The organism is Pukyongiella litopenaei (assembly GCF_003008555.2).
Taxonomy (GTDB): domain Bacteria; phylum Pseudomonadota; class Alphaproteobacteria; order Rhodobacterales; family Rhodobacteraceae; genus Pukyongiella; species Pukyongiella litopenaei.
The window spans coordinates 2,768,991-2,782,933 of the sequence record NZ_CP027665.1 but is presented as its reverse complement, the minus strand read 5'-3'; the positions used below and the strand labels follow the sequence as shown (position 1 = coordinate 2,782,933).

Sequence of the window (13,943 nt, the reverse complement as noted above, 5' to 3'; positions counted from 1 at the left end):
AGGCGCGGCGGATCCCAACGCGTGTCATTCACTGCCCGGCGATTTACCTCATCCGGCCCTTCCGATAGGTTGCCCCGGAACCAGGGGACGGCCGGAGACATCATGGCGGAACGGTCAAAGAAGGAACCGAAGGTCGATTCCACGCTGTCCAAGGGATTGTCCGTTCTCGAGAACCTGGCGCGGGCCCGGCGGGCCAAGGGTGTGACCGAACTGGCCAGGGAACTGGGCCTGACCAAGTCCAACACGTTCCGGCTTTTGCAATCGCTGTGCCGGCTCGGCTATGTCCGCCAAGAAACCGGGGGCGGCTATGCCGCCACGCTAAAGATGTGGCAGGTGAGCCGCGCCAGCGTCGACACCCTGAACCTGCGCGAATTCGCGGCGCCCGAAATGGCCTACCTGGCGTCAGAGACCGGCGAAACCATATATCTGGCGGTGCCGGAACAGTTGTCGGTGGTCTATATCGACAAGATCGACAGCCGCAAACCGATCCGGACCTGGAACCCGATTGGCGGGGCCGCGCCCATCCATTGCGTGGGCACCGGCAAGGCCATCCTTGCCGCCGATTATGACCGGCTGCGCGACAAGCTGGTCGAACCGCTGCCGTCCCATACCGACCGGACCCTGACCACGCTGAATGCGCTGGACGCCGATATCGAACGATCCCGCGCGCGGGGCTATGCGCTGGACCGGGGCGAGTTCCGCGACCGGATCTACAGCTTCGGCGCCGCGATCCTGCTGCCCGATGGCGAACCGGTGGGGGCGCTGGGCATTTCCGTTCCGAACGTGAACCTGCCTGATGGGGGCGAGGACCGGTTCGGCGCGCTGCTGGCCCATGCCGCCGAAGCGGTGTCACGGAAACTGAACCGCGCCTGAGCCTCACCGTTTCGCGTCGGCAAAGGCAACCGGGCCACCCTGTTGTTCCCAGGTCGAGAACCCTTCCCTGAGATGGGCGGCGTCGAACCCCATCTCCGCCAGCGTGACCGCCGTCAGCGCCGAACGCCAGCCCGAGGCGCAATGCAGGACGAATTTCCTGTCCTGGCCAAACACCTCCTTGAAATAGGGGCTGTCGGGGTCGACCCAGAATTCGATCATGCCGCGCGGCGCGTGAAAGCTGCCCGGGATGAACCCGCTGCGCTGGCGTTCACGGATATCGCGAATGTCCACGATCACGACATCAGGGTCATCCAGCATCGCTATCAGATCTCGGGTTTCGATCTCTTCGATCCGCGCGCGAGCGTCGGATACCATTTCCGCAGATGTTTTCCTGAGCCGGGCCATGCCTCGCCTTTGTGCTGTTATATGGAACATTCTTTCCGATATTGACACCGACACGGGCTTGCCGCAAGTAATCATCCGCAGACCCGACGCCAATTTGGCCCGCTCAGAAGGACTGGCAGGAATGACACGATCCGACCCGATCTCGCTGTGGGATGCCACGGCCGCCGAACAGGTTCGCGACGCAGATTTCGCCGGAACGGCGCCGGTCGATGTGGCCATCGTCGGCGGCGGATATACCGGGCTGTCGACGGCGCTGCATTGTGCCGAGGCCGGGCTGCGGGCGCATGTGCTGGAGGCGCGGTGCCTGGGCTATGGCGGGTCGGGACGGAACGTGGGGCTGGTCAATGCCGGTATCTGGCTGCCGCCGCGTCAGGTTCGCGAGAAGCTCGGGCGCACCTACGGCCCGCGGTTCCTCGACCGGTTTTCGAAGGGACCGCAACAGGTCTTCGACCTGATCGAGAAGCACCAGATCCGCTGCGAAGCCAGCCGCAACGGCACCATCCATGCCGCCCATGCGCCCTCGGGGCTGCGCGATCTCCAAGCCCGGCAAAAGGAATGGGCGGAAATGGGCGAACCGGTCGACCTGCTGGATCGCGCGGAAACCGCGCGGCATGTGGGAACGGACGCGTTTTGCGGCGGGCTGCTCGATCATCGCGCGGGAACCGTGAATCCGATGGGCTATTGCCGCGGCCTGGCACGGGCGGCGGTCGGCGCGGGCGCGACCGTCAGCACCGGCGTCACGGTTACCGGCCTGAAGAAGGACGCCGGCGGCTGGATCGTCGAAACCGACCACGGGCACATCGTCGCCCGGGCGGTGGTGATCGGCACCAACGCCTATTCCGATACGCTCTGGCCGGGGCTGGATCGCAGCTATACCACCATCCATTTCTTTCAGCTGGCAACCGCGCCGCTGGGCGATCGCATCGCCGGGATCCTGCCGGGGAAACAGGGGCTGTGGGATACCGCGCCGGTCATGTTCTCGCTGCGGCGGGATGCGCAGGACCGGCTGATCATCGGCAGCATGGGCCGGCTGATCGGATCGGCGGAGAGCGGGCTGTCGCAACGCTGGGCCCGCAAGCAACTCGCGCGGCTGTTCCCGGCGCTCGGGCCCGTGACCTTCGACGAGGCCTGGGACGGCCGCATCGCGATGACACCGGACCACCTGCCCCGCATCCATGTGCTGGATGACAACCTCTATACGCCGATTGGCTACAACGGGCGGGGGATCACCACCGGCACCATCTTTGGCCAGGGAATGGCCGGGCTGCTGACCGGCATGGACGCCGCGGACCTGCCATTGCCCGTGACCGGGATGTCCGCCGTCGCCACCGCGCCGCTGATGTCCCGGTTCTACAACATCGCGTTCGCCGCGAACCAGTTCGCAAAGGGTCTCTGAGGCCGATGGACCGCCGCCCGATCCGCGTGGGTGTCGATATCGGCGGCACCTTTACCGACGTGGCGCTGGAGCATCCGGGCGGTCTCGCCACCTGCAAGGTGCTGACGGATTATGCCCAACCCGAGCGCGCGATCCTCGACGGGATCGAAACCGCCGCCGCGCAGGCCGGGATCGCGCCGACCGCGATCGTGCAGGTGATCCACGGCACCACGCTGGTCACCAACGCGCTGATCCAGCGGCGCGGGGCACGCACGGCGTTCATCACCACCGAAGGGTTCCGCGACGTGGTGGAAATGCGGTCGGAAAACCGGTTCGAACAATATGATCTGAACCTCGAGCTTCCGACACCGCTGGTGCCCCGCAAGGACCGGTTCACCGTCCGCGAACGGATCGGCCCCGGAGGCGAGGTGCTGCTGGCGCTCGACCCCGCCGAGGCCGAAGCCATGGCCCGGCGTATCGTCGAGGGCGGATACGAGGCCGTCGCCATCGGGTTCATGCACGCCTATGCCAATGACAGCCACGAACGTCTGATGCAGGCCGCGCTGAGCCGGATCGCCCCCGACCTGTCCAGTTCGATCTCGTCGGTGGTTTCGCCCCGGATGCGCGAACTGCCCCGCTTCAACACCGTGATCGCCAATGCCTATGTGCAGCCGCAGGTCGCGGCCTACCTGCGCCGCCTGGCGGACCGGCTGCGCGGGGCCGGTATCGCGGCGCAGGTTTTCATGATGCATTCTGGCGGCGGCCTGATCCCGATCGAAACCGCTGCCGATCAACCCGTGCGATTGCTGGAATCCGGTCCGGCGGGCGGCGCGATCTTTGCCGCCGAATTTGCCCGGTCGCACGGGATCGACAAGGTGCTGTCCTTCGACATGGGCGGCACCACGGCCAAGATCTGCCTGATCGAGCACGGCACTCCCAGAACCGCCAACACGTTCGAGGTCGCCCGCACCTACCGGTTCAGGAAAGGCTCGGGCATGGTGGTTTCGACGCCGGTGGTCGAGATGGTGGAAATCGGCGCGGGCGGCGGGTCGATTGCCTGGATCGACGCGATGGGCCGCATCCAGGTCGGGCCGCGATCCGCGGGCTCCGAACCCGGCCCCGCCTGTTACCAGCGCGGCGGCACCGACCCCACGGTGACCGATGCCAACCTGGCGCTGGGCAGGATCGACCCCGACAATTTCGCCGGCGGCGCGATCCCGCTCTCCGCCGAAAAATCCGAAACCGCGCTGGGCTCGAGGCTGGCCGGGATCCAGGGCATCACCGTGCCCGAGGCCGCCTTTGGCGTGACCGAGATCGTCGACGAGAACATGGCCAATGCCGCCCGCGTGCACACGGTCGAGAACGGCCGCGACATCGAGCATTTCACCATGATCGCCTTTGGCGGCGGTGCACCGCTGCATGCCTGCCGGCAATGCGAGAAACTGGGGATCGAGCGGCTGCTGATCCCGCCGGGCGCCGGCGTGGGATCGGCAATCGGGTTTCTCAGGGCGCCGTTCAGCTACGAGGCGACGCGCGGGTTGTTCCAGAAACTGGCCGATTTCGACGCGGTCGCGACGAATGGCGCGCTGGGATCGATGGAGGCCGAGGCCCGCGCCTTTGTCGAGGCGGGCGCCGGCACTGCGGCGACCCACACCCGCCTCACCGCGTTCATGCGCTATTCGGGCCAGGGCTGGGAAATCCCGGTCCCGCTGCCGCACAGGGTGTTTTCGCCGGGTGACGCGCATATGATCGCAGATGCGTTCGAACAGGCCTATCGCACGCTATTCGGCCGCGTCATCGACGGCCTGGCGGTCGAGATCACCAACTGGTCGCTGGTCGTCGCCACGACCCTGCCCGACCCGGACCCGGTCACGCGGCTCGACGGCGATGCAACCGCCGGGGCCACGCGCCGCCGCCGGTTCTACGACGCCGCGCTGCGCGAGGCGGTCGAGGCGCGCGAGATCGATCGCGCGGCGATGGGACCGGGCGTGGCGGTCGACGGCCCCGCGGTGATCGTCGAGCGTGAAACCGCGACCGTGGTCACCTCGGCCTTTCGCGCGGTCGGCCAGCCCGATGGCTGCCTGCTGCTGCTGAGGAAAGGAGCCACCGCGTGAGACCCACCGGCATCGACTATCAGATCATGTGGAACCGCCTGGTCGCCGTGGTCGAGGAACAGGCGACCACGCTGATCCGCACCGCGTTCTCGACCTCGGTGCGCGAAGCCGGCGACCTGTCCGCCGGGCTGTTCGACCGGCAGGGACGGATGATGGCGCAGGCGGTGACCGGCACGCCGGGCCATGTGAACGCGATGGCCGAAAGCGTTCCCCATTTCATCCGTGAAATCGGGATGCAGAACATCCACGACGGCGACGTGCTGATCACCAACGACCCGTGGATGGGCACCGGCCACCTGCATGACTTCACCGTCGTGACGCCGGTGTTCCGCGCGGGCGTGCATGTCGGGTTCTTTGCCGCGACCGCCCATGTGGTCGATATCGGCGGGCGCGGCTTTGGGCCGGATGCGGGCGAGGTCTATGAGGAAGGCCTCCTGATCCCGATCACCAAATTCGCCGAGCGCGGCGTGGTCGACCCGCTGCTGATCCGGCTGATCCGCGCGAATGTGCGCACGCCGGACCAGACCGTAGGCGACCTGTATTCGCTCGCCGCCTGCAACGAGGCCGGCAACCGGCGGCTGCAGGCGATGATGACCGAATTCGGCATCGCCGATCTGGACAGGCTGTCGGAATTCATCATCGAGGCCAGCCGCAAGGCGACGCTGGCGGCGATTTCCCGGGTTCCCGCCGGTATCTACCGCCATTCGATGACGGTCGACGGCTATGACGCGCCGGTCGACATGGTGGTGACGCTCGACATATCCGCCGATCGGATAACCGCCAATTTCACCGGCACTTCGGGGATGAGCCGGTTCGGCGTGAACGTGCCCGAAGTCTATACCCGCGCCTATGCGTGTTACGGGCTGAAATGCGCCATCGCGCCGGAGGTGCCGAACAACTCGGGTTCGCTGGCCCCGTTCGAGATCACCGCACCCGAGGGGTGCATCCTCGCCGCACGGCGCCCCGCGCCGGTATCGGTGCGCCATGTCCTGGGCCATCTAGTCCCGGACGTGGTGCTGGGCGCGCTGCATCAGGCGCTGCCGGGGACGGTGCCCGCCGAAGGGGCCTCGGCGCTGTGGAACATCCAGATCTCGGCGCGCGCCTCCGATCCCGCAAGCGGGCTGGCCGGGGCCGAGGTGCTGATGTTCAACTCGGGCGGGACCGGCGCGCGCCCCGGAGCCGACGGGCTGTCGGCAACCGCCTTTCCCTCGGGCGTGTCGACCATGAGCGTCGAGGCCACCGAACATGTCGGCCCGATCACGGTCTGGCGCAAGGATCTGCGGACCGGGTCGGGAGGTGCCGGCGCTCGGCGCGGCGGGCTGGGCCAGGTGATCGAAATCGAGGCGCGGCAGGGCTATGATTTCTATTTCAACGCGATGTTCGACCGGATCGACCATCCGGCCCGTGGCCGCGAAGGCGGCGGTCCGGGCGGCGCGGGAAAGGTCGGGCTCGCCGATGGCACGCCGCTGAGATCCAAGGGCCGGCAGTTCATCCGCAACGGCGAACGGCTCAGGCTGTGCCTGCCGGGCGGTGGCGGCTATGGCGACCCGCGCAGCCGCGACCGCGCGGCGGTGGCCGCCGATCTCGAGGCCGGGCTGATCACCCCCCGGCAAGCCGGTGACGACTACGGGTATGACGGCTAGCGGCTGCGCCTAGAGGCCCAGCGCCTGCCTGCGCTCCTCGGCAAAGCCCTGCACCACCCGGTCGGCGATCAGCGCCAGGATCGCCATTGCCGCCCCGGCCGAAATCCCCAGCCCCACATCGGCCTGCCCCAGCGCCAGAAAGATCGACTGCCCCAGCCCCGTCGTGCCGATCAGCGCGGCGATCACCAGCATGGCAAAGGCATAGAGGATGGTCTGGTTCAGCCCCAGCAGGATCGACGGCGCCGCATAGGGCGCGCGCACGTCGCGCAGCATCTGCCAGCCGGTCGCGCCCGCGGCGGTCGCGGCCTCGATCATCTCGGGCGGGGTCGAAACCAGCCCGTGGCGGGTGTAGCGGATCATCGGCACGACCGCATAGGCGCAGATCGCCAGGAACGCCGAGAACTCGCCGATCTGGAAGAACATCAGCACTGGGATCAGGAACACGAACAGCGGGATGGTCTGCAGCATGTCGCAGACCGGGCGCATCAGCTTCCATGCCAGCGGGCTGACCGCGCAGAGCAGCCCCAGCCCTCCCCCGGCCACGGCGCAGGCAAACACCGCCGCGCCCGACAGGTAGAGCGACAGCAATGCCCGGTCCCAGAGCCCCGAGACCAGGATGGTCGCCAGCAGGATCAGCGACAGCACCGCCAGCCGCCACCCGCCCGCGACCCGGCCCAGCGCCGCCGTCCCCACCAGCACGAAGGGCCAGGGCAGTTCGGCGATGCCGGTTTCCAGAATCCCCGCCCCGATCACCACCATCAGCCCCGCGGTCAGCGAGACCCGCCAGGCCACCAGCGCCCCGATCGCGACCGCCGCGGCCAGCAATCCCGCGCTCATCGCCGGGGTCCAGGCGAAGCCCCAGGTAAAGGGCAGCACCGCCTGATCCAGCCCGATCCTGAGCGGCAGCAGCCCATAGAACATCGCCGTGTTCTTGATCGCGTCCAGCGCGGCACCGTTGGCGGCCGTGAACGCGCTCAGACCGCTGTCCACCCGATCGGCCAGCGGGGTCAGCCACGCGAAATCGCCCGGCGCGGGCAGGTGCTGCCAGAAGACCAGCGTCAGGACCGCCGCCAGCGCCGCGAGACCCAGCGACACCCGCCCGTCGCGGGGCTCCCACTCGGTCGCCAGCACGCCGCTCATCCGGTCGATCACCACCGCAAAGACGACGATCACCAGCCCGGCCAGCAGCGAGGCGCCGAACTGCGCCTTGCGCATGGTCAGCAGGACCTCCCAGCCGATGTCGTTGAACCCGCCGATCACCGCGGCGATGATCACCATCGACAGCGCCGCCATCAGGCATTGATTGACCCCGACCATGATCTGCGGCGCGGCCGAGGGGATCTCGACCTGGAACAGCTGCTGGGCGCGGGTGCCGCCGGTCATCACCGCCGCTTCCTTGATCTCGGGCTCGACCCGTTCGAGACCCAGCAGCACGTTGCGGGCCATCGGCGGCGCGGCATAGATCGCGCTGGCGATCAGCCCCACCACGGGGCCAAAGCCGAACAACAGCAGCAGCGGCGTGAGATAGGCAAAGGTCGGCACGGTCTGCATCACGTCCAGCACCGCCTGCACCGCCGGGCGCAGGCGCGGCCATTCATTGGCCAGGATACCGATGCCACCGCCGATCACCAGCGCCAGCGGCACCGACACCGCCACCAGCGCCAGCGTGTTCATGCTCTCGACCCAATAGCCCGAGGCCAGAACGAAGCCGAGGCCGAGAAAGCCCAGCGCCGCCATCGACGCGCCGCCCAGATACCAGCCCAGCGCGGTGACAAACCCGATCACCAACGGCCAGGGGGTCGCACCGAGCGCGAGGTTGGCCCAGTCCATCGGATACCGCATCAGGGCCGAGAACAACCGCGCCGCAGGCTTGATCGCCTCGAGCAGCCAGGTCACACCGGTCCCGACCCAGTCGGTCGCGGGCAGGCTCCACGCGGCGGGCCATTTCACCAGCCACGGCGCGACCGGCTCCAGCGCCAGGCACAGCGCCCCCGCCAGCAGCGCCACCAACGCTGCCTGCGCCCCGACGCCCGGCCGCGTTGCGCGCGGGTCCGGCCGGGTCATGCCTCCTCGACCTGCAGCGCGGCGGCGAGATCGGCGGGATGCACGGTGCCGACGCACTGGCCCGCCCTATCCCAGACCGGCACCGGCTGGTAGAGATCCATGCAGCGCGCCAGCGCGGCGTCGAGCGTCATGTCGGGCCGCAGGCCGGGATCGTCGGGGCCCCGTTCGCCGTCGCCGGCCTGCATCACCGATGCCACCCGCGCGTGCTGCCCCTTGGCCACGTCACGGGAAAACTCGCGCACATAATCGTCCACCGGTTTCAGCACGATCTCGGCCGGCGTCCCGATCTGCACGATCCGCCCGTCGCGCATGATCGCGATGCGGTCGGCCAGTTTCAGCGCCTCGTTGATGTCATGGGTGATGAAGACGATGGTGGTCTTCAGCTTGGTCCGGATGGCCAGGAATTCGTCCTGCAACTGCCGCCGGATCAGCGGGTCCAGCGCCGAGAACGGCTCGTCCAGGAACCAGACCTCGCAATCGGTGACCAGCGACCGGGCGATGCCGACCCGCTGGCGCTGCCCCCCCGACAGCTGGCGCGGATAGTGATCCTCGCGCCCGTCCAGCCCCACCAGGTCGATCACCTGCTGCGCCTTGGCCCGCCGCGCCGCCCGCCCGATGCCCTGCACGCGCAGCGGATAGGCGACGTTGTCGGCAACCGTCATATGCGGAAACAGGCCGAAATGCTGGAACACCATGCCCAGTTTCCGGCGGCGCAGCTCGATCAGGCGCTGCCGGCCGGCCCGCATGATGTTCTCGCCGTCGACCAGCACCTCGCCGGCCGTGCCCGGCAGCAGCTGCGAGATACAGCGGATCAGCGTGGACTTGCCCGACCCGGACAGCCCCATGATCACGAACAATTCGCCTTCGCGGACCTCGAACCCGGCATCCTGCACCGCCGGGACGAACCCGTCGGCCTGCAGGTCGGCGGCGGCGCGGGCGGCATCGCCCCCCGCCCTGTCCAGTGCCGTGGCCAGCGCCGTCGCCAGCGCCCGGTCGGCACCGGCCCCGAACACCTGCCACAGGCCGCGGCAGGCGATGGCCGGATTGTCGCTGCCGCTCACCGGAGCGGGCTCACCTGGTCGCGGCATCCACGACCGGGCGCCACTTGTCCTCGTTATCCGACATCCAGCGGGCGACCACCTCGTCGACAGCACCGCCATCGACATCGATCGCGCCCATCATCGGCTGCTGGTCCCCGACCGCGAGCTGATAGGCCGCGAGGATCTCATAGGCCGCCGGCCATTTCTCGGCGAAGCCCGCCCAGCCGGCCTTGAAGATCCGCGACGGCGCGAAATCGCAGTCATGGGTCGCGTTGGGGTTCGACCCCCAGCCCGGATCGTTGAAACACGCCTCGTTGCCGACCGGAAGATCGACGAATTTCACGTCATAGGCTGACATTGCCCAATGCGGCTGCCAGAAGGTGATCAGCAGCGGCGATTTCTTCTCGGTCGAGGCGCGCAATTCGGTGATTAGCGCGCCTTCGGACCCGGCCGGCACCGCCTTGAACGGCAGGTCGAACCCGGTCATCCGGTCCGCGCCCGGCGTGCCCCAGTCGGCGGGGTAATCCACCAGCCGCCCCATCGGAATGGTTTCGGCGGTGGCAAAGACCTGGGCGCAGTCGCGCAGCGCGTCGAGCGCGGGCAGCCCCGGGCACAGATCGGCCACATGCGCCGGATAGGCGATGCCTTCGCGTGCCTCCAGCCCCAGGTCGCCGATTTCGACCACGGTGCCCTCAGCCACCTTCTTGGCATATTCCTCGGACACGTTCGACGACCAGATTTCCAGCGTGGCGTGGATGTCGCCATCGGCCAGCGCCTGGAACTGGTTCATCATCCCCGCGGTCACATAGTCCACCTGATAGCCGGCGGCCTCGAGCATCTCGCCCGCGACATGGGTGGTCACATGCTGACCGGTCCATTCATTGATCGCCAGCTTGATCGGCTCGTCCACCGCGCCCATCTCGGCGGCCTGGACCGCCCCGGCCAGACCCCCGGCCATAACAGTGACGGCCAGCCCCGTTCCATAGCGTTTCATCGCCTTACTCCCCGTATTGATCTTGTTCGCCCGGAGTATTCGGGAAATCCCGTCTGCTGTCACCCGGATTATCCGGCTTTTGTGGACAGAAACACCCGAAAAGACTAAGCTCGGAACATCTTTTGATTGAGTATTCCTGTCGCAGGTTATTGGTGCGATGAATTCGAACGGGCATGATCCGCCGGTGCTGGAAACATCGGAAGGCGGCCAGTCGCTGACAAGCCGCATTGCGGCCGTCGCCTTTGCGGATGTCGCCGATTATTCACGGCACATGGCCGATGACAGCGTCGGCACCATCAGGCGCTGGGCGGCGCTGCGCGAAGATATCCTGCTGCACGAATTGCGCAAGGCCGGTGGCCGCTACGTCTCGAGCGCCGGGGACGCGATGCTGACCGAATTCACCTCGGCCACCAGCGCGGTGAACTGGGCCGTCGCGGTGCAGACCCGGCTGCGCGACCGCCCGGCATCGGACCGCGACCTGCAACTGCGCATCGGGATCAATATCGATGACGTGGTGGATGACGGCGACACGCTGCAATCGGACGGCGTGGTGATCGCCGCGCGCATCCACCAGATCGCCGCCCCGGGTGAAATCGTGGTGACCCAGATGGTGCGCGACATCGTGCGCGGCCGGATGCCGGTCACGTTCCGGGACCGGGGCGCGCCGTTGCTGAAGAACATCAAGCGCACGCTGCGGATCTATACGGTCGAAACCCGCGACGGCGACGAACAGCTGACCCGCCCCCATGCGTCCTGGACATCGCGCCCGACGATCGCGGTGCTGCCGTTTCACGATCCGTCCGGGCCGGACGATGACCGGTATTTCGGCGAAGGCATCACCGAGGACATCATCACCGGGCTGTCGCGCAGCCGCGCCATGTTCGTCGTGGCGCGCAATTCGACCCTGCACATCGCCCAGAACGGCAAGGGCTATCGCGCGATCGCCAGCGAACTGGGGGTCCGCTACCTGCTGACCGGCTCGATCCGCCGGGCCGCGAACCGGCTGCGCATCCATGCCGAGCTGGTCGAAGCGGACCACAGCCGCGCGCTGTGGGCGTCGAATTTCGACGGCGCGGATGCCGACCTGTTCGACTTCCAGGACAGGATCGTGTCGGGCATCGTCTCGGAAATCGAACCGCAGGTGATCGAAACCGAGATCGCGAACCTGGGCAACCGCCCCACCGACAGTCTCGACGCCTATGACTGCGTGCTGCGGGCGATGTCGGGGATCTATACCGGCGAACGCGCCGGTTACGCGTCGGCGCTGAACATGCTGGACCGGGCGATCACGCTCGATCCGGCCTATGCGCAGGCCCATGCCAACCTGGCCTGGACGCTGAATTTCTGGATCACCGACCGCCACAGCACCGACCCGGCGACCGACCGCGACCGGGCGATCCGCCATGCCCGCAAGGCGGTGAACCTGGACCCGGATGACGCGTTCAGCCTGGCCATCCGCGCCCATATCCTGTCCCTTCACGAAGGCCACCCGCATGAGGCGCTGGACCTGCTTGAAGACGCCCTGCGGCAGAACAGCAACCTGCCGCTGGCCTGGGCATTGAGCGCGGTCAGCCTGTGCTATATCGGCGATGCCGAAGAGGCCCGCGACCGCCTGCTGAACGTGTGGCGGCTGTCGCCCTTCGATCCGATGAACTATTTCTTCTGGTCCGCCGCCGGCCTGGCCGAACTCGTGGCCGGAGACTATGCCGAGGCCAGCCGCTACCTGTCCAAGGCGCATCTGGCCAAACCGAACTTCGTGGCGGCGCTTCGGCTGCTCTCGGTCGCACAGGCGCTGGATGGCGAGATCGAAAGGGCACGGGCGACGGCGCGGGACTATCTGCATCTCGACCCGGATTTTTCGATTTCACAATTCATGAGCCTGTACCCGGTCGAACAGACCGAACATCGCGAACGCCTGATCCTGGGCCTGAGCCAGTCGGGATTGCCCAAGTAACCGGCGCCGAGGGGTGGCGCGCGGCAATCCGGATATCAACGCGCCCCATGGCACAGTTCTTGAACCGCCAATTGCAGGAAGGAGATTTGACATGACGACGTTTGATACATCCGCCGGACGATCGGCTTCGCCGGGGCTGGGACTGGGATTGGGTCTGGGATTGGGCGCATCGCGCGGGCTGGGGCTGGGGCAGAGCAACGGGTTGGGGCTCGGGCTGGGCCTCGGGTTGGGCAACGGGTTGGGGCTGGGCAACGGGTTGGGGCTGGGCAACGGTCTGGGGCTGGGTCTGGGTCTCGGCAACGGGCTGGGGCTTGGCAGCGGGCTGGGACTGGGCGACACGCCCTATCCGCCGGGGGCGATCCCCGAGGGCGCGGGTGGCGGCATCGGGCTGATCCGCAGCTATTACGGCACGCCGATCGAACTGGCGCTGCTGCCCTGGGCGCTGGATTTCACACCCGACAATGCCGGCAACCAGCCCTTTCCGCTCGAATTCATCATCAACCCCTACCAGCCCGGAAGCCCGCCGCTGGAATGGCGGACCGAGGACTGGGACCCGGCGCTGCGGTTCTGGTCGCTGCCCTTCGACCCGCATCTGGGCGAATGGCTGCGCGCCGCCGACCGTTCGGAACCGGCGACGCTGGCGGCGCTGGAACTGGCCGGGGAATGGGAGAAATGGCATCCCACACGGATCAACCCCCTGGCGCTGGGCTGGCTGGAACGGTCTGACCTCGACTGGAATATCGGTCTCAACAGCCCGGCCGATGCCTTCCAGAGCATCAGTGACGAAATCGCGGCGCTGAAGGTCTATATGGAAAACGACCGCCAGAATTATCTGGTCGAGGCGGATGTGCAGGCCGACGGGATGCCCGCCTACCTGATCCATTTCTGCCAGATCAACGCCTGGGAACACCCGCGCACGCTGGAGCTGATCAACGTGGGCCTGTCGATGGCCAACGTGGTCTACATGGCCTACAAGGCCCATTACAAACGGGTGCGGCCGTCGGTGCTGTGTCCCGGCCTGACCGTGCCGTTCGGGCCGCCCTCGCATCCGGCCTTTCCCAGCGGTCATTCCTTCACCGCGCATTTCCTGTCGCTGCTGCTGCTGGAGATACCCGGGCTCTACTGCCGCTACGGCGTGCAAAAGTCCAACGCAGCGCCACCGCCGCCGCTGGTCGAGCCGGGGTCCGGCGCGCTTTTGCGCAAACCGATCTGGTCCGACCTGAACGGCGACGGGCCGATCCCGTCGCCGCTGCTGGACATCGCGCAGCGCATGGCGGTAAACCGGGAACGGATCGGCGTGCATTACCCGTCCGACAGCTATGGCAGCCGCCACCTGGCCGCCGGGCTGTGGGATGCGCTGATCAACCGGCCGGGGCAGCAGAACCCCGCCGCCACCGGGCCGATCGCCTGCCCGACGCTGCAAACGGTGCTGCAACAGGCCAAGGCGGAATGGCCGGTGCCCGATCTCTGGGTCTGAGGCC

Annotated in this window: 10 protein-coding genes; 6 read left to right on the top strand and 4 right to left on the bottom strand. The window is 67.5% G+C overall.

The features are described 5' to 3' along the window. Positions 1 to 102 precede the first annotated feature (102 nt). Positions 103 to 873 carry an IclR family transcriptional regulator gene (locus C6Y53_RS13855; protein ID WP_106472961.1) on the top strand — a complete coding sequence of 257 codons (771 nt, stop codon included), beginning with the start codon at positions 103 to 105 and terminating at the stop codon, positions 871 to 873. Between the two features lie 3 nt (positions 874 to 876). Here C6Y53_RS13855 and C6Y53_RS13850 read toward each other — a convergent pair whose 3' ends face one another. Beyond that, positions 877 to 1,278 carry a rhodanese-like domain-containing protein gene (locus tag C6Y53_RS13850; protein ID WP_106472960.1) on the bottom strand — a complete coding sequence of 134 codons (402 nt, stop codon included), beginning with the start codon at positions 1,276 to 1,278 and terminating at the stop codon, positions 877 to 879. Between the two features lie 121 nt (positions 1,279 to 1,399). On the opposite strand from C6Y53_RS13850, the gene C6Y53_RS13845 reads away from it, so the two are divergent. From C6Y53_RS13845 to C6Y53_RS13835, 3 genes are read left to right on the top strand one after another with little or no spacing between them, the layout of a single operon-like run. Further along, a complete protein-coding gene (locus tag C6Y53_RS13845; RefSeq protein ID WP_106472959.1) occupies positions 1,400 to 2,674 on the top strand; it encodes an NAD(P)/FAD-dependent oxidoreductase in 1,275 nt (424 codons plus the stop codon). Positions 2,675 to 2,679: 5 nt separating this feature from the next. Then, positions 2,680 to 4,767: a hydantoinase/oxoprolinase family protein gene (locus C6Y53_RS13840; protein ID WP_106472958.1), complete on the top strand. Its 2,088-nt coding sequence runs from the start codon at positions 2,680 to 2,682 to the stop codon at positions 4,765 to 4,767. Continuing rightward, positions 4,764 to 6,410, top strand: a complete 1,647-nt coding sequence (locus C6Y53_RS13835) for a hydantoinase B/oxoprolinase family protein (RefSeq protein ID WP_425300296.1) — start codon at positions 4,764 to 4,766, stop codon at positions 6,408 to 6,410. The genes C6Y53_RS13840 and C6Y53_RS13835 overlap by 4 nt, the downstream gene beginning before the upstream one ends. 9 nt (positions 6,411 to 6,419) lie before the next feature. On the opposite strand, the gene C6Y53_RS13830 is transcribed toward C6Y53_RS13835, so the two are convergent. Genes C6Y53_RS13830 through C6Y53_RS13820 form a run of 3 tightly spaced genes read right to left on the bottom strand, consistent with a single transcriptional unit; the run spans position 6,420 to position 10,508 of the window. Then, positions 6,420 to 8,474, bottom strand: coding sequence for an ABC transporter permease subunit (locus C6Y53_RS13830; RefSeq protein ID WP_106472957.1), 2,055 nt, complete (start codon positions 8,472 to 8,474; stop codon positions 6,420 to 6,422). Next, positions 8,471 to 9,535 carry a quaternary amine ABC transporter ATP-binding protein gene (locus C6Y53_RS13825; RefSeq protein ID WP_106472956.1) on the bottom strand — a complete coding sequence of 355 codons (1,065 nt, stop codon included), beginning with the start codon at positions 9,533 to 9,535 and terminating at the stop codon, positions 8,471 to 8,473. The genes C6Y53_RS13830 and C6Y53_RS13825 overlap by 4 nt, the downstream gene beginning before the upstream one ends. Positions 9,536 to 9,545: 10 nt before the next feature. Beyond that, the gene (locus C6Y53_RS13820) at positions 9,546 to 10,508 is read right to left on the bottom strand and encodes an ABC transporter substrate-binding protein (RefSeq protein ID WP_106472955.1); all 963 of its coding nucleotides are present in this window, start codon (positions 10,506 to 10,508) and stop codon (positions 9,546 to 9,548) included. A 157-nt stretch (positions 10,509 to 10,665) separates the two neighbouring features. Here C6Y53_RS13820 and C6Y53_RS13815 point away from each other — a divergent pair, with 157 nt between their 5' ends. Together C6Y53_RS13815 and C6Y53_RS13810 are read left to right on the top strand one after the other, a co-directional pair. Next, on the top strand, positions 10,666 to 12,462 hold the full coding sequence (locus C6Y53_RS13815) for an adenylate/guanylate cyclase domain-containing protein (protein ID WP_106472954.1): 1,797 nt from the start codon (positions 10,666 to 10,668) through the stop codon (positions 12,460 to 12,462). Positions 12,463 to 12,553: 91 nt separating this feature from the next. After that, positions 12,554 to 13,939 carry a phosphatase PAP2 family protein gene (locus C6Y53_RS13810; protein WP_106472953.1) on the top strand — a complete coding sequence of 462 codons (1,386 nt, stop codon included), beginning with the start codon at positions 12,554 to 12,556 and terminating at the stop codon, positions 13,937 to 13,939. Positions 13,940 to 13,943: the final 4 nt, after the last annotated feature.

Coding starts and splice junctions, on each gene's coding strand:
- C6Y53_RS13840 (WP_106472958.1), top strand. CDS start 2,680: ATGGACCGCCGCCCGATCCGCGTGGGTGTCGATATCGGCGGCACCTTT.
- C6Y53_RS13850 (WP_106472960.1), bottom strand. CDS start 1,278: ATGGCCCGGCTCAGGAAAACATCTGCGGAAATGGTATCCGACGCTCGC.
- C6Y53_RS13815 (WP_106472954.1), top strand. CDS start 10,666: ATGAATTCGAACGGGCATGATCCGCCGGTGCTGGAAACATCGGAAGGC.
- C6Y53_RS13845 (WP_106472959.1), top strand. CDS start 1,400: ATGACACGATCCGACCCGATCTCGCTGTGGGATGCCACGGCCGCCGAA.
- C6Y53_RS13855 (WP_106472961.1), top strand. CDS start 103: ATGGCGGAACGGTCAAAGAAGGAACCGAAGGTCGATTCCACGCTGTCC.
- C6Y53_RS13810 (WP_106472953.1), top strand. CDS start 12,554: ATGACGACGTTTGATACATCCGCCGGACGATCGGCTTCGCCGGGGCTG.
- C6Y53_RS13820 (WP_106472955.1), bottom strand. CDS start 10,508: ATGAAACGCTATGGAACGGGGCTGGCCGTCACTGTTATGGCCGGGGGT.
- C6Y53_RS13830 (WP_106472957.1), bottom strand. CDS start 8,474: ATGACCCGGCCGGACCCGCGCGCAACGCGGCCGGGCGTCGGGGCGCAG.